The organism is Paenibacillus sp. AN1007 (genome assembly GCF_040702995.1).
Classification (GTDB): Bacteria; Bacillota; Bacilli; order Paenibacillales; family Paenibacillaceae; genus Paenibacillus.
The window spans coordinates 4,902,300-4,922,352 of sequence record NZ_CP159992.1; the positions used below are offsets into that span (position 1 = coordinate 4,902,300).

The 20,053-nt window shown below is 47.4% G+C and carries 17 protein-coding genes; 3 read left to right on the forward strand and 14 right to left on the reverse strand.

The annotated features are described in order from the left end of the window. Positions 1–11 precede the first annotated feature (11 nt). The 5 genes from ABXS70_RS22035 to ABXS70_RS22055 all read right to left on the reverse strand — a co-directional run bounded on the left by ABXS70_RS22035 (position 12) and on the right by ABXS70_RS22055 (position 4,283). A complete protein-coding gene (locus ABXS70_RS22035) occupies positions 12–254 on the reverse strand; it encodes a 4Fe-4S binding protein (RefSeq protein WP_123064903.1) in 243 nt (80 codons plus the stop codon). After that, complete coding sequence (locus ABXS70_RS22040; RefSeq protein WP_342554260.1) at positions 242–1,018, reverse strand: S24/S26 family peptidase; 777 nt, start codon at positions 1,016–1,018, stop codon at positions 242–244. Before ABXS70_RS22040 ends, ABXS70_RS22035 begins: the two co-directional genes overlap by 13 nt. Continuing rightward, the gene (locus ABXS70_RS22045) at positions 988–1,284 is read right to left on the reverse strand and encodes a PqqD family peptide modification chaperone (protein WP_342554259.1); all 297 of its coding nucleotides are present in this window, start codon (positions 1,282–1,284) and stop codon (positions 988–990) included. The genes ABXS70_RS22040 and ABXS70_RS22045 overlap by 31 nt, the downstream gene beginning before the upstream one ends. Further along, positions 1,256–2,614 carry a radical SAM protein gene (locus ABXS70_RS22050; protein WP_342554258.1) on the reverse strand — a complete coding sequence of 453 codons (1,359 nt, stop codon included), beginning with the start codon at positions 2,612–2,614 and terminating at the stop codon, positions 1,256–1,258. Before ABXS70_RS22050 ends, ABXS70_RS22045 begins: the two co-directional genes overlap by 29 nt. A 592-nt stretch (positions 2,615–3,206) precedes the next feature. After that, a complete protein-coding gene (locus tag ABXS70_RS22055) occupies positions 3,207–4,283 on the reverse strand; it encodes a glycosyltransferase (protein ID WP_342554257.1) in 1,077 nt (358 codons plus the stop codon). A 220-nt stretch (positions 4,284–4,503) separates the two neighbouring features. On the opposite strand from ABXS70_RS22055, the gene ABXS70_RS22060 reads away from it, so the two are divergent. Then, on the forward strand, positions 4,504–4,992 hold the full coding sequence (locus tag ABXS70_RS22060) for a hypothetical protein (RefSeq protein ID WP_366290890.1): 489 nt from the start codon (positions 4,504–4,506) through the stop codon (positions 4,990–4,992). Positions 4,993–5,074: 82 nt separating this feature from the next. Here ABXS70_RS22060 and ABXS70_RS22065 read toward each other — a convergent pair whose 3' ends face one another. The 3 genes from ABXS70_RS22065 to ABXS70_RS22075 form a co-directional block, all read right to left on the reverse strand. Beyond that, the gene (locus tag ABXS70_RS22065; protein WP_366290893.1) at positions 5,075–8,449 is read right to left on the reverse strand and encodes a HEAT repeat domain-containing protein; all 3,375 of its coding nucleotides are present in this window, start codon (positions 8,447–8,449) and stop codon (positions 5,075–5,077) included. Between the two features lie 141 nt (positions 8,450–8,590). Next, positions 8,591–9,967: a HAMP domain-containing sensor histidine kinase gene (locus tag ABXS70_RS22070; RefSeq protein ID WP_366290896.1), complete on the reverse strand. Its 1,377-nt coding sequence runs from the start codon at positions 9,965–9,967 to the stop codon at positions 8,591–8,593. Then, positions 9,960–10,658: a response regulator transcription factor gene (locus ABXS70_RS22075; RefSeq protein WP_342554252.1), complete on the reverse strand. Its 699-nt coding sequence runs from the start codon at positions 10,656–10,658 to the stop codon at positions 9,960–9,962. Before ABXS70_RS22075 ends, ABXS70_RS22070 begins: the two co-directional genes overlap by 8 nt. A gap of 160 nt (positions 10,659–10,818) precedes the next feature. Here ABXS70_RS22075 and ABXS70_RS22080 point away from each other — a divergent pair, with 160 nt between their 5' ends. Together ABXS70_RS22080 and ABXS70_RS22085 are read left to right on the forward strand one after the other, a co-directional pair. Further along, the gene (locus tag ABXS70_RS22080; RefSeq protein ID WP_342554251.1) at positions 10,819–11,631 is read left to right on the forward strand and encodes a TVP38/TMEM64 family protein; all 813 of its coding nucleotides are present in this window, start codon (positions 10,819–10,821) and stop codon (positions 11,629–11,631) included. A gap of 35 nt (positions 11,632–11,666) precedes the next feature. After that, positions 11,667–12,275 carry a GNAT family N-acetyltransferase gene (locus tag ABXS70_RS22085; RefSeq protein ID WP_342554250.1) on the forward strand — a complete coding sequence of 203 codons (609 nt, stop codon included), beginning with the start codon at positions 11,667–11,669 and terminating at the stop codon, positions 12,273–12,275. A gap of 135 nt (positions 12,276–12,410) precedes the next feature. Here the strand turns inward: ABXS70_RS22085 and hemG are convergent, their stop codons facing one another. From hemG to ABXS70_RS22115, 6 genes are all read right to left on the reverse strand, one after another. Then, the gene (gene hemG, locus ABXS70_RS22090) at positions 12,411–13,922 is read right to left on the reverse strand and encodes a protoporphyrinogen oxidase (protein ID WP_342554249.1); all 1,512 of its coding nucleotides are present in this window, start codon (positions 13,920–13,922) and stop codon (positions 12,411–12,413) included. 24 nt (positions 13,923–13,946) lie between these two features. Next, a complete protein-coding gene (locus tag ABXS70_RS22095) occupies positions 13,947–15,134 on the reverse strand; it encodes a TIGR04053 family radical SAM/SPASM domain-containing protein (protein WP_342556226.1) in 1,188 nt (395 codons plus the stop codon). Between the two features lie 415 nt (positions 15,135–15,549). Beyond that, positions 15,550–16,710, reverse strand: a complete 1,161-nt coding sequence (locus tag ABXS70_RS22100) for a cobalamin-independent methionine synthase II family protein (protein ID WP_342554248.1) — start codon at positions 16,708–16,710, stop codon at positions 15,550–15,552. A gap of 146 nt (positions 16,711–16,856) precedes the next feature. After that, positions 16,857–18,053, reverse strand: coding sequence for a crosslink repair DNA glycosylase YcaQ family protein (locus ABXS70_RS22105; RefSeq protein ID WP_342554247.1), 1,197 nt, complete (start codon positions 18,051–18,053; stop codon positions 16,857–16,859). A gap of 267 nt (positions 18,054–18,320) precedes the next feature. After that, positions 18,321–18,890, reverse strand: a complete 570-nt coding sequence (locus ABXS70_RS22110; protein ID WP_342554246.1) for a hypothetical protein — start codon at positions 18,888–18,890, stop codon at positions 18,321–18,323. A gap of 101 nt (positions 18,891–18,991) precedes the next feature. Then, a complete protein-coding gene (locus ABXS70_RS22115; RefSeq protein WP_342554245.1) occupies positions 18,992–19,984 on the reverse strand; it encodes a tRNA-dihydrouridine synthase in 993 nt (330 codons plus the stop codon). Between the last annotated feature and the right edge of the window lie 69 nt (positions 19,985–20,053).

Here is a 20,053-nt window from a genome sequence, read left to right on the forward strand (position 1 = left end):
TGATGGCGTGACTACGTGAGAAAGAACAAACGATTCTCTTCAATGCTGCTTCTCCATTGCTTCGGCACGGCGCTTTCCGGAAAAATAGCTGCCACAGGGCAAGCCAGATCACACAGGCCGCAATCGGTACATACCGATGGATTAATATAATATTGCTTCGCATCTGGAGAAGTCTGAATGGCTTCTTCAGGGCAAGCCACGATACATTTAGCCAAAAGTTCTCCTTCGCATGTGGCGGTTATTACCCATGACATACGGTTGTCCCCCTCATATGAAAACCTATAATCGCTGCAATGCTTAATTCTGCATGCAGGTTATTCCAATATTCGACTGCTGTTCGAGCTACGATGTCCACATCACTCATGCCAATAATACCGGCAGATTCATCCGTGTCCCTCGCCACCTCGTAACCGGCAAAGATCACCACCCTGCCAGCAGCATGCGGCAGCTGAGATAGATGTTGTCTTGCACCTTCATGAATGACAACGGATGTCCATCCCTTCTCCCGCATATGCTTTAGCTGGGTGAGCGGATTTTTCGCGATGACGACATCTACTCCAAAGGCACGAGACAACACTTCACCATATGAACTACCCATGGCATCAGGATGGACAACAATCTTTATTTCAGATGATGAACCACGGGAATCAGTTAGGGTCGATGAATGCTGAACAGGCTTTTGCTCCGGGTTTTGATTGAGCATCGGATCGTCCGTTATATCCAATCGTCCCAAAATATCATTCCGCCGTACAGGAGGATCAGACATGTGATTGCGATCACCTGCAGTTACGACGAAGTCATGTCCAAGGCTGATGATGCGATGAGCGAGAAAACCATTCATCTGGTCACGAACCAGCACAACATCGCCCACTTTGATTTCATCCAGTAAAGGATTCACAGCAATGCGCTGCCCCTGAACAAGAAGAGGATGCATGCAGTGGCCCTCAATCACGATGGGGATGGACTTGCCTTGCTGCAATGCACGAATCAGGAAATCCTGTCTGCGGGTACTTTGCATTCGTTCAGAACTCCTATTTTGGATAGTGCCGTTACAAAATCCCGAATGTCGTCCTCAACATGGTCTCCATCCCCAATATTGAATTTCAGCTTGATCTGCTGAGACATCTCATCAAGAGATTGTGCAGAATCTGCGAGCATATTCCACACTGCTTTACTTACATCATCCTCTAATACGAATACCTCACCAGCATCCGAAAGAATGAATATCCCCTCTACATTTTCATCAAAAAATACATCATCGGCTATTTGAAACCACTGGCTCATTCGGTTTACCTCCTGCCATTTTGAAATAAGCAACCATTTTTCTACGAATACCACGCCGGATCCCCGAACAATCATGGGGGGTGGTTCCGTCAATGTCACCTGTAGCTCCCCAATGGAATGCACGGCACCCCCCACCGCAGGATTCCCTGAACGTACATTTCATGCACTCTGGCAGCGTGTGCACCGTCCTGTTCCGCGAGCGTTCAAATACCTCCGACGTCTCCCATATTTCCCGAAGTGACTTCTCTCGAATTGATCCAGCGTGAAACATCGGAGAATGCATCAGCTTGCAGGGGAAAACGTTGCCCTTCGCATCAATTGAAAACTCACTCGTACCATGGCCGCAATGCCGTCTGCGCTCATACTGCCTCACGTTCAGAGCCTGGCAGTCTTCATGGGCATCTCCCATCTCGATATCCAGCATCCGATCCGCAATGCGGCGGCGTTCGCCAAAGCTCAGTCCCTGCATGCGGTCATCCCCGCGGCCAAGCGTCGCTAGCGGTACAATATTCAAACGTACCGCGCGCTCCGTGGCAAACTGCAGCATCGGCTCAACCGAATCCCGATTATGCTTGGTCACCGTTTGGTTGATTTTCAATTTAATTCCGGCTTCCAGAAGAAGATCTATCGATTTACGTGCCCGTTCCCACGTATTTTTACCACGGTTGGCTTCATGCTCTTCTTTATCGAGTGAGTCAAAGCTGATCGTAAACAAATCCACCAGCTTGGCAATTTCATTAACCTTTTCACGGCTGTTAATCAACGTACCATTGCTGATTACGTTAACTTTTAATCCAATTTCTTTACTATAGGCCATGAGCTCCATGATATCCTTACGGATAAATGCTTCACCACCCGTAAACACGATGGTACTACTGCCAAGTTCCTTGATCTGTCTGATCATGTCTTTGGCTTCTTCTGTGTTCATATCCCCATTCATCGAGCGCTCCGGGCTGCTGTCCGCGTAACAATAAATACAGCTCAGATTACATTTGTAGGTCGTTACAAAATATACCGCAGCAGGCGGGACCTTACCCATTCCCTGCTTCTGCATGACATCCAGCATGTGGTACTCAGCGGGTCTTTCTCCTTGGTAGGCTACACGATACATCAGCATTTTTCGTGCAACCTGCTTCACCTGCTGCGGGTTTAAGCCTGAATCAATCAATTCAGCTGCCGATTTTCCGTCATATATCAATTCCGATGCAATTTCATACTCGCTTGGTGAGTACACAACCCAACAGTTGAGTTGAACGTTATGTACGACATACTGACCGTCCTCGTAGTACACCGCGACATCCGGAATATGCAATCGTTCCTCTATTTGCATGAACAAGCCTCCCGTAATCAAGATAAGAGGCCGATAAACAGGCCTCTTTGTGTGTTCATGAACAATAAATGATTAGCAAGATCCATAACCGGCGCCCACTGAAAATGCGCAGCCACAGCCGCAGCCTGCTGCAACAGCAATCGCTGCAGATTCCAATTTGCGGAAGGTTGGTTTTTTATAATTCGTCATGTTTTCTCACCTCCTCTCATATAACAACGTATAGTAAGCGCTTGCATTATGAATAATCATAATTCACTGAAAGAGGCAGCAGATATCGAAAACAAAAAGCTGAGAATCGAATCTTTGAAGGAATGAGGTGGAGGCTTGTCCCAGCACCCAAGTTATACATTCAAGTCTGGTTAAAAAAGAAAGGAGGGTCTAAAAAGGCTGTTCTATGAAGTGAAGTGAATATGAAGTGTGGTTAAATCCAAAGTTGAAAATTCAGGATGGTTTCGGTCTAATTCGTCGAAGAGATTGCAGATGTACTTTCCACTAGTTATAATGCATTTTATTGCACTAAATTGAATTTTTTTCTAGAATACTTCCATTTATTTGCTGTGTCAACTGTTTTTTTGAATATTCTGTGAACGATTCAATCCTGCTGTACAGATCGAGACACTGCAATGTCCTGAAGCGCCTGTTCAAAACGTACTGCAATGCGTTGAACCGCATAACCTTTAACCGATTCTCTGCAGGTCTCAGGTGCAGGAAGCGTCAGATCCCCCTGCATAACGCCGTTCAAAATAGACGTCAATTGCCCCAGATTCCCGGGTTCATACAGCCAACCATTGCTGTCATTCACAATCTCTCTTGGTCCGTAATTGCAGCTGCTGGAGATCACCGGAATGCCCCTTGAAAGAGCTTCAATCAGAACGAGCCCGAACGGTTCTGTATCGGAAGCCAGAATTAATGAAGCAGCGCTGTGCACAGCATCCCATGGATTTTGCTGCCAGCCATGCCATACAATATGATGCTGCAGCCCCAATTGACAGGACAGTTCTTGTAAAGGTTCATATTGTTCACCATCACCGATGATGTGTAATTCAAAATATTTCTGCTGTAAAGGAGACAGGGCCTTTAAGATATGATCCACATTTTTTACTTTGGCCAGCCTTCCCACAACCAAAAATACAGGGTGAGCCGATCTGCTCACATACGGAATATCATCAAACTTCACAGGATTATAGACCAGCTTGTTCTGTTTCTCAGGAAAAACACAGTGCAGGTCTCTCAGGTTACCTTGACTGATTGCCAGATGGCCGTCCGCCGCCCGTAAATCTTCGAAGAATTGATAGTAAAAGTCCAAGTTGAAATGAAGCCAGCTAACGACAGGCACCTGCATATTTAATCGTGCGACCGCCAGCGATGAAGCCTTAACGCCAATGGCCCCTGTGGAGACGATGATATCTGCTCTCGGAAGTTCTTTAATGACGTTCGCCAAGGCAGCAGAATACATATTGAACAGAATATGCTTTGGAATGAAATCGCTAATTTTCCTAGACAAAGCGATCGTGTTCATTCCCTTTTCCCAGGCTTGATCTTCGGATTCCCCTCTCAGAATCACCGTTATATCATGCTTAGGCTTAAGCTCATGATAAATTAATGACAGGGCTGTCTCCATTCCACCTCGGCCGCTGAGCACAATATCTACGACTAATAGGATGTTCAATACGGGATGCCTCCTTAAGTGCAGATCGTTTAGTAGAAATATTCATGTGTTTCCCCTACCATTTTCCACCAAATACTAACACTTCTCCGCTTTAAAGTAAATTCATTCTTTGCCCTCTAAAAATGATTTGTTTTACATGTTCGATTCAACATGAATCACATGGCAGATTATTCAAACCTCTGATAAACTATCCTATATACATATCCATTGGAGGGAAAAAATGAAAGAGATTATGTTTATGATATCATTCCTGATGTACACGTTTACGACTTTGATGTTCTACACTGGAGGGGAGAGTAACACGTCATCTCCTGCTGCTGTCTTGGAAACTTCTGCTTCTGCCTGGGAAGAGCAGATTAATGAAATTGCAAACAACCAGCAATCCCCTAAGGAAAAAGCTGCCGCTGTAGAAAAGCTGGCTGAGGGATATACCCCGACTGCTGAAGAACTTGAGGAATTCAAAGTACATATTCTCAATGAGTTTCTTAATCTGAAATATCTCGACGATTATTCAAATGACCAATATATGTTAAGCAGCATGTTTCAAGCCATGGCTCTGGAGCATCATGATAACAGCCTGCTCAGAGATTTTGCTGAAGCTTTCTACCACAATACCAAAAATGTATACACTGGAGCGGCCAAGCCGGGAAGTGAAAGTGTGCTGAAGTATGAAGAGCAGATGTTTGATTCTATCAATGCGGGGAACTAAACCATCACCGAACGTTTTTTCATAAAATGTCTTCATCCCAAAAAGCGGTACAGAATAATGTCTGTACCGCTTTCCTGTTATGTTATTCAAGAGTCGTCCAGCTGTCCAGCGCCCGCAGCCGAACCGCTTCATGCTTATGCTGCCTGTAATTTCTTAGACGATTACGGCAATCCTCATTCCATAATAAAACCTCTCCCGCAATTTTCAGCAGGGTCAGCTCCATATAGGAGGAAGGCATATCCGGCCGTACCTGCAGCAAATCTACAATGCGAAGAAGCTGTTCCGGTTTCCAGTCTCCTTTGCTGACCATCACAGTTTGCTGTACCTGGCGATCCACCGATTCCAGGACATGCCCATGGGCATTTACGATATCTATGACTCTTTGCAGTCGATCTACCGCCTGTTCCGGCTGGCCCCAGTCAACCGCAGCCAAATGCAGTCGAGTTAACGCCAGTTTCAAGGTTTCAAATGGCTGAAGGGCCTCAATTATCAATGCATATAATGGTACAAGCCTGCTTCTTACAGACGGAGTTAACGAAACAAGTCGATCAATCAACTCCAGCAAACGCTGGCGATGCGGCAAATCTCTCTCACTGCCTGCATTCCATTCGCTCTGAACCTGTGCATCTGCCAAATGGCGGATCACATGCACGACCTGATCATTGACTTTCCCGTCCACACAAACCGTGACAAGAGCATGCAGCGCTGCTTTCCAGTGTGTACCATGCTGCAGATCAATCAGTGCTTTTACGGCACAATCCGCTATAGTCTCTGCACTCACATGTCCCCACCGAGCCATAGCATGGAAAGCTTCCATCGATACCATCGGATCATAATGACTCGCTATTTCAGTAATCCATTGTAAGTATCGCAAACGCGCTTCCACCGGAAGTTCATCTGGATATTGATTCAGCAGGCTTCGGGCGATGTCCCTGTCAGAAGAGGATGCCATGACACTCATCATCGCCCAGCTTCGCTCATCATCCAGACACTGTCTGGCAGCGTGACCGATGGCAATAATGACGTCCTTATGCCTGTTCGGCTTCTCGTACTCCCGGACGAGTAGTGTCATGCTCTCACTGCTCTTATACGCTCCCAGCAGTCGAACCGCTTCCTTCCTTACCGTGATCTTCAGCTTCTCACGATCCAGAAGTTTCGAGAGCAGTGAAGTGAGCAGCGCAGGGCTTACCCTGCGTGCACACTTCGGAATGGAATACATCGCGACTCGTGCACGGTCCCCATCCAGATGATCTAAGAGCACCGGAAGCGCCTCTTCCGGTTCCTCCGCTAATGAAAAAGCATGCAGCGCTGCCTCAACAATATGTATTTCCGGCTCCTGCAGCATCTTTTCCAGCAGCGGATTCGAGCGGTAATCCGGCATGCCCGCCAAACTTCGCATCGCATTTGCACGTTCATGAAAACTTCGTTTGCCGTCCTGCGCAGCACGCTCAAGCAGCAAAGCCAGCGCCTGCTGCTGACGCGGAAGCCAGCGGTAAAATCCGTCATAGGCTGGCACGAGATAGATCGTTTTACCCGATAAATGCCTACCTTTAATCACTTTGCCGGAGATAAACGGGTCCAGCCACTCCTGACGTTTCAGGTGCAGATGTTTAAACACTTCATAGAACGAAATAAAGGTCGGATCAAGGTCCAGAAGTTTCCTCACACGTGCATCCCTTGTCTTGTATGGTGCTAACCAGTACCGGACCGCTTGAGCAGCCGACTTCTTACCTTGCACCAATTCCTCCAGCAGTTCATGGAGTTTAGGCAAACGATCAATCGCTTTGCCAAATGCATCTGCCATCCGCAGGACGACATAGTCACTCTCCCGTTTATTTGCTTCAATACCCAAGGCATAGATCTCATCAAACAGCGTCTCTAATGCGGTCTGAGGCAGGCTGTCCCAATCCCTGGCAAACAGCATAAATTGTCCGTCACGCATAGCCATTCTCTTAAGCGTTTGCAGTGCAAATTGGAACAGCCGACATTCCGGGTCCTGTGCATGCTCTCGCAGGATAGCAAAAGCAAGCTTCTCCGCTGCCGTTCTCGTTCCGTACGAAGTGTCTCTGGCGTCAATGACACTGTCCAACAGTATAGTCAGATGATCTATGTGCTCTTCCTGGAACATCGGAACAGGACAGTTCGACAATTCGGACATGACCGTAAAGCGTACCGGGTCCTGATCGTTCTTCACCCTTGTCAGGAAGTGTAATGTCTCCTCCATCCCGCGCCGGGATAGAGCCGTGCTCTGAATAAGACGGGAATATGCCAAAGCGCGCTCATCCGCATTGGATACCTGAACCGACTGCTCCAGCGTTTTTCTTGCTTCGGCAATTAGACGACGTGCTGTCATTTCCAGTGTTCTGCCCCGGTCTTCCCGAATTTCACGCAGCATTAGCATCCGGGCCGCTTCCTTGTCGCGCAGCTGATGCGGCAGCACATCGAGCAGAGCCGTGGGGAACATGCGCGTCTTACGTTCCTGTTCCGGGTATGCCGCATCAAACAGCGCTTCACGGATGGATGGCGCAAGGGTATCAAGTACCTTAGCCACTTGATAAGGTGCCTCTGCAAGCATCGTTACCAGTGCGGTCCACTGGGCTGAGGTGAAGTATCTTCTTTTTTTCAACACGCCCGCCGGAATTCCATGGTTCAGCAGATATGCCCTTGTCTTCTCCCGTGTCAGAAGTTCGAATACACGCTCAGGACTCGTCTGGATCAGAATGCCCAATTGATCTTTAATAACAGGGTGAATCAGCTCTTCCGGGCCATACTGCAGCGCAAAGTCCAATAGAGCGGATGGCCTGAACACACCCAGCTTCTCTACCGCTGTACTCATCATGTACCATACACTGGACTTTCCACTGTCCGCAGTCTTGTTCAGGGCATCCTTCAGATACGCGGAGACCAGATCCGGGTAACGGGTCGTGATGATTCGCCAGTTACGAATGGCATATCCCAGCTTCGGAAGCTGCGCACGGACCGTTTCTTCACCGCATATGTACAGCAGTAGAACCGCTTCTTTTGCACCCCAGCGTTGCAACACAATCGGCAACAATCGTTCTGCCCAGTTCTGTCTGTTATATTTCACAATGCTTCGCAGCAGCAGATGACGGCAGTGATACGACATGGACACGATCTCGGATTCAATGGCATAACCCGGATCGGTGACCACATCCGCCAGCATCCCGGCTGCCCGGCCTCTAACGCCGGCTTTGGGATGCTTCAGTGCATGTATAACGACCTGCGCATTCTGTACCGCACCAGCGCCAGTCAACGCCAGATGTGCCTCGTAAGCAGTTCCGCCATCCAGCAGCTCGATCAGCAGCGCAGCATAATTTTCAGGAGCCGGATGATTCCGTCCCAGCCGGGCAATCTCTTTCATTCGGTTCGAATAACCAAGCGAGTCCAATTGCTGTAAAACCAGTTGTTTACTCAGCGGAGTATGATTGTTCTTCATGAAGTCTCTCCCCTCACATTGTGGTTCTTACTTGTACTTCCACTTTATTTTCGTTCTTATTTACACTTCTTACCTCTGCTGCTTCTCTCTTATATAACCCTTCCTAACACCTGGAAGTTTCATCGAACATGCGGGAATGTATTATTTCTGCCTAAATTCCTCGTTTCCCTGGTCCCAATACGACTTCCGATCTTCTTTATTGAAAATAACGGGCAGTTCGATCTGTAAGGTAAAGGTGTCCGCTTGCCGAGATACCTTCAATGTTCCGTTATGCTGGTCTATTATTTTCTGACAGCTGACCAGTCCAATCTCGCTGCTATCCTTCGTTTTATCGACAGGTCTAATCTGGTTCCGAGCTGTCATGATTAAGATTTGCTGTCTGATGCATAACTCGATATCAACTGGATGAGAACGATCCGCATATTTCTTTATATTGGAGAAAATATTATCAAACACCCGGCGAATAGCTACGAGATTCATCTCCAGCAAAAAAGGCTGCTCCGCATGTTTGGGTTGGATGTGAACATCGAACTCTTCCATTACGGCGAGCTGCTCATCCAAGAGTTGATCGATCAACTCCCGCCCATCATAGATCTCAAATTCTACTTCCTCCTCCTCTGACGCAGAGGATACGGTGAAGTACTCGAACAGCTTGTCCGATAAAATTTTGATCTGATAAGCCTTCTCCCGACTATTGTGAATATACTGGTGCAAATCCTCTTGTGTCTTGTATTTGCCCAGTTCAATAATGTCCATGTATCCAAGCAGAATCGTGAGCGGTGTGCGCAAATCATGAGATATTGCCGTAATCAACTCCCGATTCGCAGTTCTCACCCTTTCCTCACTGCCAAGTCGCTCCACAAAAGATTTCCGCATCTCATCAATACTCCATGCCAGCGATGACAACTCATCTTTGCCGGATACCGTGATTCGATAATCCAGATTGCCACCTTCCAGTATTTTAATCTCGCGTTCCAGCTTGCCAATATACGATACTTTCCGATTAACGATCAGCAGGAAAATAATAATAAACGCAATCAAAGCAGCGAACACAGTCAAGACCAGCAGCAGGTTATAGTATTGATATTCGTAGAAACCAACCAAATAAATCTGTACCGTCTTATCCGCAAACTGGACCGCCGTTATTGGTGTTCTGGACGGTAATAACTGAGCTAACAGCTCTTCATTAATGGCAGAATTCACCTCGGTGTTGGAAGCATAAATCAACTTATCCTGTTCAAACATAAACAGCTCCAAATACCGTTCCCCACGAATCCATTCCGTCAGCCTATCTTGATCCTGAGCGGACAAATGCTCGCTGCTTACCATCGTTTGAAATCGTTCGAGCGCATCCCGCTGCCTGTTTTCTATAAAAGTCGACTTGTTTAAATAACTGTCGAGCGCTGTCTCGCCAACCACCTGTAACACGATGAATATACCAACGGCAGCGATCAGGGAGAGAATAATCGCAAGCACCAGCTTGAGCTTCAGTTTCTTTCCGATGAGCAGTTTATTCAATTTTGTACCCCTTCCCCCAAACCGTCTTCACATATTTAGGCTGCTGCGGGTCATCCTCCAGCTTGTTTCTCAGATTACGAATGTGAACCATCACCGTGTTATTGCATGTATAAAAATAAGGCTGCTGCCACACGCTCTCATAGATATTTTCGGCTGAAAACACCTTTCTGCGTTTCGATGCCAGCAGCATCAAAATTTGATATTCAATGTCCGTCAGCGAGATTTCCTTATCGCCGATAAAGACAGATTTGGAATCCTGATGAATCGTCAGATCCTTCACCACAATATGCTCGGACTCTTCGACCTTCTCCTTACCCCGATACACATAATATCTGCGAAGCAGTGCTTTGACTCTTGCTACAAGCTCGGTATACGAGAAGGGTTTGGACAGAAAATCATCGCTCCCGGACGAGAATGCTAATTGTTTATCCGAATCCTGTGTTTTGGCAGTAAGGAACAGGATCGGTGCACTTGTTTTTTCGCGAATCTCCAGACACGCCTTGAGTCCCGACTTGTTAGGCATCATCATATCCAGAATGATAAGATCGGTCTCCTCCGTTACTTTATCAATCGCATCTTGGCCGTCTACAGCTTCAATGACCTCGTAATTCTCACTTTCGAGCAAAATCTTCACGATTTCACGAATTTCACTATTATCATCTGCGATCAAAATCTGCTTGTTGTTATTCATACCAAATCCCTCCGTTCATTTCAGTATAGTCTGCGCGTTTCACCAGAGCCAGCGGACCAGGATCGTCTTAAGAATTCTTCAGAACTTCAGTAGGTATCTCTTCATGATTTCGATTTATAATATTAATAGTCAAAGTCATTACACAAAGGAGTCTTCAGCTATGCCGCAAACTTCAAAACGTATCGTGATGAAAGTACTGCTTGGTCTGATCGCTGTCTTGTCCACGGGTCTACTGATCTATTACGCACCAGCTATTATTAAAATCATGTCGTCAATGGACAATTTCAGAGCCTATATTCATTCAACGGGACACTGGGGCCCGATCATGTTTATTTTATTTCAAATTCTACAGATTGTCGTTGCACCTATTCCCGGAGAGGTCGTACAGATTGCCGGGGGGTATATCTACGGTTCTATAATCGGTTCCTTTTATACAACGGTCGGTCTGATCATAGGATCAGCGATTGCCTTCTATTTCACCCGTTTTATCGGTCGTGATTTTATATCGCGCCTGCTGCAGAAGCAAAATGTGAAATGGATGTCGTTCATGCATGATGAGCGGAAATTTACCGCTTTTCTGTTTATCTTTTTCCTTATCCCTGGTCTGCCCAAAGACATGCTTGTATTTGTCGCTGCGCTAACATCGATCAGTTCGTTACGCTTCTTCACCATCCTGTTGGTTGGTCGTCTGCCCTGGATTATCGCATCAGCCGCGGTAGGTTCCAATTTGCATATGCAGCAGTACACGATCGCCATCGTCATTTCGGTTATCGCTGTAGTTGGATTTATATTCGGATATATCTATAAGGACAAATTAATGAATCTATTTTCCAAAGCAGATAAAACGAATAAGATAGATGAGATTATTGAAATTCATGAGACAATCGGGACAAAGGAAGTCAGCACGCCGATCAAAGCCAAAGCCGCACCGGCTATAGTTAAGCCGAGAGACTTGGCGCCCAAAAAAGGATAATGAATATCACGCGAATCTAATTGGAGGAATCATATATGCAAACGATCGAAACTAATCGATTGATTTTACGTAATTTTACCGCATCGGACGCTGCCGGATTGCTCGAGTATACTGCGAATCCACGAGTGAACTGCTTTATGGATCATCAGATGTCGACACTTGAGGAAGCAGCCGCAGAGGTAGAGAAACGAAGCAAGGATGACTCCCATATCGCCGTCTGCCTGAAAGACAGCAGCGAAATCATTGGAGAGCTGTTCGGTATGACAGAAGGCCATGATCCAGATTCGGATTCCGATTCGGATTCCAATTCGAATCCAGACTCAAAATCAGATTCAGATACGTATAGTATCGGCTGGAATTTTAACGGAAGGTTCGAGGGAAAAGGATATGCCAGTGAGAGTGCTCGTGCTTTCATGGAACACCTCTTTATGGAACAGGGAATTCGGCGAATATACGCTTATGTAGAAGACGATAACTTCCGGTCTCAGAAGCTGTGTGAGAAATTAGGCATGCGCCGGGAAGGACTATTTCTGGAATTTATTTCTTTCGTCAAAAATGAGGACGGCACGCCGAAATACGAGAACACGTATCAATATGCGATATTGAAAAAAGAATGGCTGGCGCAGCAGGCTCATGCGAAATAGCCTGATCAAAATCCATTGATTATGAGAATATAATCCTTGAGCAGATCATCTCGGCGTAAGGAAACTTAGTGCCCTGACAACAAAGAAGCGGCAGCTCTATCCGATGTTTCGGGACAGGCTGCCGCTTCTATATGTTTATCTGTCCAGCAACGCGGCAATCACTTTCTCCGCCATAACCCTGCCTTGTGAAATGCAGTCCGGAACACCGATTCCCCGGTAACCTCCGCCACCAACGTATACTCCCGGCATAACATCTTCCAGCAGCTTCTCAACTTCTCCGATTCGTTCCAGATGTCCGACTTGATACTGGGGCATGGAATGCGGTAAACGATTAATCTCTGTGAAGATGGGCTGTGCCGAAATGCCCATCGTTTCCTGTAATTCACGACGGACTTCAGCAATAATATCGTCATCGGCAAGCTGCTGGCTCATTGAATCACGACCATATTTACCTACATATGCCCGCATAAGAACATGACCTTCGGGGGCTGTATGTGCCCACTTGCTCGACGTCCAAGTGCAGGCAGTGATTTTACGTTCCTCCTTGCGCGGTACGACAAAGCCGGACGCTTGAAGGGAAACACCCACATCCTGTTCACGATAAGCGAGTACAACGTTTATTACAGAAGCATAAGGAATCGAACGCAGGTATTCTGCAATCGAATCATGCTCATGTGACAACATATCCGCTGCTGCATAGGCAGGTGCGGCGATCACAACTGCATCCGCTGCAAGTGAAGAGCCGCTGCTTAAATGGATCTTATATCGGCCTCTATGAGTGTTTGGGGTTGTATCCGTTTTGGTCACTTGAATGACTTCCGTCTTCCTGATCAGCCGCACTGTGGACGTTGAAGCCAGTGCCTGCTCAAGTTGGGTGACCACGCTCTCCAGTCCACCGCTTGCACTTAAAAACATGCTTCTCGAAGCCGTGCCCGCTGGTTGTGATACAGATTTCACAGCTGCGCCGGCTGCAGGCTTGGCTGCTTGCTTCGGTACTCGACTTTTTCTCACCCCAAGCATGCCTACAATCAGGCTGCGATGTTTCTGCTCCGTTTCCTGCAGCATCGGAAAGGTTGCCTGCACACTCAGTCCATCTGCATTACCCGCATAGATGCCTGCCAGAAGCGGCTCGGCAATCTGTTCCAATACTTCATCGCCGAGTCGTCTGCGCAGCAGCTGACCCAGTGATTCATCCTGTGGGCTTGACCGTCGCGGCAAAACAAGATCAGCCGCAGCGCGCACTTTACCCCGCAGTGATAACAGTCGGGTAGTTATAAACGGTTTCCATTTCGTGGGTACTCCGAGCATGAAACCATCCGGGATTGGATGCAGCTTGTTCCGATAGGCGATGTAACTGTGAGATACTCCCGGCCGCGTACCGACGATTTCTTCCCCCATGTCAAGCTCATGCATAAGCTCAATGATAGACGTTTTGCGTGCGAGAAAAGAATCGGGTCCCCGTTCGATCACAAATCCATCCCTTTTACCGGTGTGCACATGCCCGCCGAATCGATCTTTTTTTTCCACTATGACAATATCTGCTGTTACATCGTTTGCCCTGCAAAACTGCTCCACATAATAGGCTGCGCTTAATCCGGTAATACCGCCGCCAGCGATGACGACTTGTTTCCTGTGTTGATTCTCCATGTTACACTTCCCGCCATATAAACTTTATCGCAGCGCTGCCGGAATGTAGGCACATGCCGGATCACCAGCCATATAATCTCCTGTAACTGCATACGCTCTTGCTCTGGAGCCTCCGCACATCGTTTTGTACTCGCACACGCCGCATTTACCCTGCAGCTTCGACTTATCTCTAAGTGTCTGCATCACAGGTGAGTTTCTGTATACATCCATCAGTGATTCATCTTTCACATTACCGCACACCACAGGCAGGAAACCGCTGGGATAGACATCACCCGTATGACTGATAAACACAAATCCGTCCCCATCATTAACCCCTTGCGGTGCGCGTCCCAGCAAATCTTTGTGTTTGGAGAGGGCTGAACCTGCATTTTGATCTGCGTTGTCTTCTGAAAATCGCCCCGTATCTGGCCTTAATTCTACTTCCGAATGACGTCCCAAGTTGAATTCCGAGCTCTGCGCTAACCGCTGCTTTATTTGCTGCTCTGCCGCTGCCCGCTGCTGCATCATTACTCTTCTGTAGTGTGGTGCCTCCGTTGATTTCACGCCGTAAGGCATCTCATGAGCAAGCTGCACCATCCATTTCATAACCTGTTCATGCTCTTCCGGCGTGATCATATCCTTCTCCCGGGCTCTGCCTGTCGGAATGAGGAAAAAAAGACTCCACAGCACAACGCCCATCTCCTTCACCTTGCGGCTGATTGCATCCAGATCTTGAAGGTTATATCTGGATACCGTTGTGTTAATCTGAATTGGAATGTTTGCTTCCTGAAGAAACCGGATTCCCCTCATCGTCAGATCATACGAACCTCTCGTTCCGCGAAAATGATCGTGGATCTCGGCTGTTGACCCGTCCAGGCTGAACGCCCAGCGGGATAAACCCACTTTCTTGGCCTGCATAATTGCCGCTTGAGTGACCTTCGGGGTAGCGCTGGGCGTCATGGACACAGGCAGCCCCTTCTCCCGGATCGCATAGTCCGCCAGTTCAAACAGATCAGGCCGCATTAACGGATCTCCGCCGGTAAAGACAAACAGCGGCTGCTCCTCCAAAGCAGCGATGTCATCAATCAGCCGTTTCCCCTGTTCTGTAGTCAGCTGCCTCGGGTCCGCTCGATACTGGGCTTCGGCACGACAATGCAGACATTTCAGTGCACATGCCCGCGTCACCTCCCAGATCACAATGAAGGGATATCTGCTATAATCACGCGGCTTCATCTGCGGTCTTATCTGCTGCTTTTGGGCTTCGAGCTGCGGCATCATCATCCACTTTCCCCCTATCTACATGCCTAAGTGTAGAGCAGATGTCAGGTCAGGAAAGTGAGAAGAATCACAATGCCGACATAACGATCACAAGTTAACGAATGTGTATCGCTGCGGGAATCTACATCAGTTGAACTCATGATGTCCCCCAGCCCACTCCGATGACAGAATAACCTGGAGAGCAGCAGCATTCCTCCGATTTTTGGATTTCCTTTTTCACATTAAAAAAGCGACCTTTCCCAAATGCTGCTTGGAAAAGATCGCTGTATCAAAGGCTTCACGTATTTATTTAGGGTCTACCCGTTTGAGCGGCATTGTTCAATACCTATGGCAATGATGTTTAAGGTTTATGTCTACGCGTGGATGGGAATCAGCTGCCCCAGTACTGCTTCGCAATCTGCTGACCCTGATGAATCTTCGCCCACTGCTGCGCTTCGCTCAGTTCGTTCCCCCCATCGCAAGAGGCAAATCCGCACTGATGAGACAGCAGCAATCTGTCCTTGTCGATGATTTTGGATGCTTCGTCCAGCAGGCGCACTACGCGTTCTTCATCGTCGAGTGTGCTCGTTTTGGAAGACAGCAGTCCCAGTACAATTTCCGTATCCGGTCTGTCCTTGAACACTTCCAGCGCTTCGATGGAACCTGCGCGGTCATCATCCCACTCCAGGAAGAAGCGGTCATACTTCAACTGCTTCAGGAACAGATTCGCAATCTTCGCATACGACCCGCCACCCATGTTGCGGGAATCATAGTTGCCGCGGCAGTTATGTGTCCACATTTTCAGACCCAGGCTGTGACCGAAGTCAATGACCGTATTGTTAATATCAATAAACTCCGTGGCGAGACCCTGGACTTCCTCTTGATTAATATGCTCCCCGGTAAACGGCGAGTTCGGATTGTCATCTGCAAACAGCTCCCACAAACAGTCGTCCATCTGCAAAATTGTCCCGCCTGCAGCGGCAAACTCCTGTACAAACTCCTTGTAGGCATTCACCAGACCCGCCTTCAGTTCCTGTGTATTCTGATACACCGCATCTTTACCTCCGATGTTGTCCGACCATGACAGCTCACCGAAAATATGGGACGGTGACGGGATGCAGAGTTTAGTCTGCTGGTCACCCGCTTGATCCTGCAGCTGTTTGAACAGTTGAATGAAATGATGATTCCTGCCGCTCAGTGTGCCCGTAATGCGCAGCCCGATGTCTTTGCGTGTTTCATATTTGGAAGTGCCGTCCACATCCCGGAAAAAGTACCCATGATCCGCGATATAACGCTCCACTCCGCCAAAGCCCCAGACAAAGTCGAGATGCCACATGGATTTGGAGAACTCACCGTCCGTGATGACGGACAGATCATTTTCGATTTCTTTTTGGATCACTTGTTCAATCGCCTTGGTCTCACACTGCTGGTATCCTTCAAAGTTCTCATAGAATGGGTACTGGATATCATCTCGGTGTTCAATCTGTGTCTTATATGTCAACAGCTCTTCCGGCCGCAATAAACTTCCCACGATCTGAAACTTGTCTGTCATGTAAATAACCCCCTCGTTGTATATGATTATCATATCACGCTGAGCAGGGTTAGAAGAGATACCAAAATAATATGACTGGTTATAGCTTCAGGCTATATCAAATATGACATTCAGGTTTGTTTTCAACCTACCTTTAAGAACAGTCCTTAACTCTCTATCAAAATGGTCTCACAGTGATTAAATATCGAAAACCGTTCGAAACATTCCCTCACTACGGTTACAAGTTCTTCGGTTAGCTTGATGTCTTTTTCGTACCAGACATGTTTAACAACCAGCCTTTCGAATTTACGTTCCACGGTAATCTCAGCTCTTCCGATAAACCGATCTCCATACAATAAAGGCAGCACATAATAACCGAATTTCCGTTTGAGAGCAGGCGTGTATATTTCCCATTTGTATTCGAAATCAAACAATTCATGAATTAACTTTCTATCCCACAATAAGTTATCGAGCGGGGCAATCAATTCGCAGCGCTTTTGTAACTCCGGATTTTGCAGTACGTGCTCGATAAGTGGTAAGTCTGCAGCCAGACAATATAATGGCTCCTTCATCTGTTCTACCTCGACAGCAGCGATACACTTCTCCAGCATCAGCTCATGAAAAGCTTTGCTGCGCTGCTCCGTTTTTAGTCCCCATATGTTAAGCCAGGCATCGGATGCACGGTTCCACAGTAAACCAACAGCACCGATTCGGCGCAATACTCTCCACTTGTGATGATCCAATTCGGTCAGCAGCGGCTCGGGTGCATGCAGCACATCAGCCCGTATGTGTTTCTCAGCTATATCATAATATTTACGTGTGCCTTTTTTATGATGGATCACGAGTTCACCTGTCGAATACATCTGTTCCAGCACCGAGCGTGCAGCATTGCTGCCACTACTCCAGTGAATGGCTGAACGCCAAGTGAAATCTCCTTCTAGCTGCAGTGCATTTAATTCATTTGAACTGACCGGACCAACCTCCTGTATGTGGGCTCTTACTTGTCTTGTCATTGTCTCCATTTGGGGATAGCTTTCCGCATGCTGCCTGGCGGCTTGTCTGTAACGTTCGAAATAAGGCCAGTCCTGAGCCGGAATTATAGCGAGATTCTTGTCGGGATAATCGATCAGCAATCGGTCCTGATACAGCAGCTCGCTCAGCATATTCTTGCTGAAGCCGCTGATGCGTGACTGCAGTACTAACTCGGCGTTCTTCCCACAGATATCGATCGGATCATATTGAATGCAGCCAACCTGTCTTATGAAATCCATAACTCCTGATTTACCAATGTATCGGTAACCACCTATTAGCCCATGCTTCAACAATATAAACTGTCTGGCTTGATGTTTGGTTAATCGTATCATCAACGTGTCCACCCTTCATAAGCTCAACCACTGCAATCCCCGAATATGTAAAAACACCAACGAAACAAAACGTACGTTCCTATTTCATTTTAACTTCGCTGCCGTATAAAAACAACAAATAGTACAGCATAACAACTGTATTTTGTTCCAATTCAATCTGCATTACTTTCTCAACTTTGGAGCTTTTGAGCACTACAACCTCTTAATAAAAAAACTCCAATTTTAGTTGGAGTTCCATCACAATGGTTAACATGCAAAATTCAAATTTCACACCGTTCTGCGGCGCAGTTCATAGAAATACTGTACGGCAGAATGCTTCATTTTAATCGACTCGGACATGTTCAGAATGCGTTTCTTGCCTACTCGTCTGTCGATGAGCGCCAAAATGTTGAGCAGGATGTCCTTGCTCTCTAGATTGTCCTCGATGGAAGTCGCTAAAAACGCAGTTGCTGTCGCAGTGAAATTGGATTTGCTTAACGCCGTCTGAGCCGCTAACAGCTCTTTGGCATGAGATGTGCTTTTTCGGCCGCGCACCATGATCTCAAGACGTTCCTCGGGGACAGCCCCTTTGGCTTCTTTGCGTATCGCTTCAATCTCTTCTACACTTACGGGAATGATGATATTGGCGTCATTCTTAATCTCCTGATCGGTCTGATACCACCGGATGGGTGTCGTCGTATCCGCCATATTGAGGATATTTTTCTGATCTACAGTCAGGTAACAGCTCCCTGATTTATCAGGAGAATAGCGATAGCTGGTCGCCCGAAAAGCCACTGTTCCTGCCAATGCGGGACTAAGGAAACTTTCCAGCTGCTGCTTTAATTTGCTCCAGGACATATATAACGACCTCCTTTTTCAATTAATTGTAAACAAGCCTTATCTTTATAAGAAAAACATAGCCTTAACGGCTATGTCCTCTATCTAAACGTATATCCCATTTAGCGCTCCTGCTCATCTGCCCCAACTGAACTGTTCTTGGCGAACTCATCAAGCAGTTCGCGTACTTTAGCGGTTGTTTTAGCGTTCATCAAGTTACCTCTCAGCTCACTTGCACCGCGGAATCCGCGAACATAGATTTTGAAAAAGCGGGCCAGCGGACTGAACGAACGAGGTTCCTGTTCCGCATATTGATCATGCAGATCCAGATGCAGCCGCAGCAGGTGAAGGAACTCCTCCGTGGTATGCTCCCGCGGCTCCTTCTCAAAGGCAAACGGATTCTGGAAAATGCCTCGCCCAATCATAATGCCATCTACACCGTACTGCGCTGCCAGCTTCAGACCCATCTCGCGGTCAAGGATATCCCCGTTGATGGTAAGCAGCGTATTCGGAGCGATCTCATCCCGCAGTTTTTTGATCTCGGGAATCAGCTCCCAGTGGGCATCCACCTTGCTCATTTCTTCTCTCGTGCGCAGGTGAATGGATAGATTCACAATGTCCTGCTGCAAAATATGGGTTAACCAGTCCCGCCATTCATCGATCTCGGTGAAACCAAGTCTTGTTTTGACGCTGACCGGCAGGCCCCCGGCTTTCGCTGCCTGAATGATCTCCGCCGCAAGAGCTGGACGGCAGATCAAGCCGCTTCCTTTGCCGTTCTCCGCCACATTGGCTACAGGACATCCCATATTAATGTCGATGCCGCTGAACCCTTCTTTCGCCATCCCCATGCTCATCTCGCGAAAGAACTCCGGCTTGTCTCCCCAAATATGTGCCACAATCGGCTGTTCATCTTCTGTAAAGGTCAATCGTCCGCGCACACTCTTGCTGCCCTCCGGGTGACAGTAACTTTCTGTATTCGCAAACTCGGTAAAGAACACATCCGGTCTGCCCGCCTCACTGACGACATGCCGGAATACAACATCCGTCACATCTTCCATCGGCGCGAGTATAAAAAATGGACGCGGTAATTCACGCCAAAAATTGGTTTGTGTCATTTCTAAAACCTCTCTATGCATACTAGGAAAATTCTTTATCCTGAAATAGTTCATGATCTGCAGAACGAT

What these genes read in the sequence shown, in the direction of transcription:
- ABXS70_RS22115 (WP_342554245.1), bottom strand. Translation starts at nt 19,984, where the DNA reads ATGACACAAACCAATTTTTGGCGTGAATTACCGCGTCCATTTTTTATA.
- ABXS70_RS22095 (WP_342556226.1), bottom strand. Translation starts at nt 15,134, where the DNA reads ATGAAGCCGCGTGATTATAGCAGATATCCCTTCATTGTGATCTGGGAG.
- ABXS70_RS22100 (WP_342554248.1), bottom strand. Translation starts at nt 16,710, where the DNA reads ATGACAGACAAGTTTCAGATCGTGGGAAGTTTATTGCGGCCGGAAGAG.
- ABXS70_RS22085 (WP_342554250.1), top strand. Translation starts at nt 11,667, where the DNA reads ATGCAAACGATCGAAACTAATCGATTGATTTTACGTAATTTTACCGCA.
- ABXS70_RS22060 (WP_366290890.1), top strand. Translation starts at nt 4,504, where the DNA reads ATGAAAGAGATTATGTTTATGATATCATTCCTGATGTACACGTTTACG.
- hemG (WP_342554249.1), bottom strand. Translation starts at nt 13,922, where the DNA reads ATGGAGAATCAACACAGGAAACAAGTCGTCATCGCTGGCGGCGGTATT.
- ABXS70_RS22105 (WP_342554247.1), bottom strand. Translation starts at nt 18,053, where the DNA reads ATGATACGATTAACCAAACATCAAGCCAGACAGTTTATATTGTTGAAG.
- ABXS70_RS22050 (WP_342554258.1), bottom strand. Translation starts at nt 2,614, where the DNA reads ATGCAAATAGAGGAACGATTGCATATTCCGGATGTCGCGGTGTACTAC.
- ABXS70_RS22065 (WP_366290893.1), bottom strand. Translation starts at nt 8,449, where the DNA reads ATGAAGAACAATCATACTCCGCTGAGTAAACAACTGGTTTTACAGCAA.
- ABXS70_RS22040 (WP_342554260.1), bottom strand. Translation starts at nt 1,018, where the DNA reads ATGCAAAGTACCCGCAGACAGGATTTCCTGATTCGTGCATTGCAGCAA.
- ABXS70_RS22035 (WP_123064903.1), bottom strand. Translation starts at nt 254, where the DNA reads ATGTCATGGGTAATAACCGCCACATGCGAAGGAGAACTTTTGGCTAAA.
- ABXS70_RS22080 (WP_342554251.1), top strand. Translation starts at nt 10,819, where the DNA reads ATGCCGCAAACTTCAAAACGTATCGTGATGAAAGTACTGCTTGGTCTG.
- ABXS70_RS22110 (WP_342554246.1), bottom strand. Translation starts at nt 18,890, where the DNA reads ATGTCCTGGAGCAAATTAAAGCAGCAGCTGGAAAGTTTCCTTAGTCCC.
- ABXS70_RS22075 (WP_342554252.1), bottom strand. Translation starts at nt 10,658, where the DNA reads ATGAATAACAACAAGCAGATTTTGATCGCAGATGATAATAGTGAAATT.
- ABXS70_RS22045 (WP_342554259.1), bottom strand. Translation starts at nt 1,284, where the DNA reads ATGAGCCAGTGGTTTCAAATAGCCGATGATGTATTTTTTGATGAAAAT.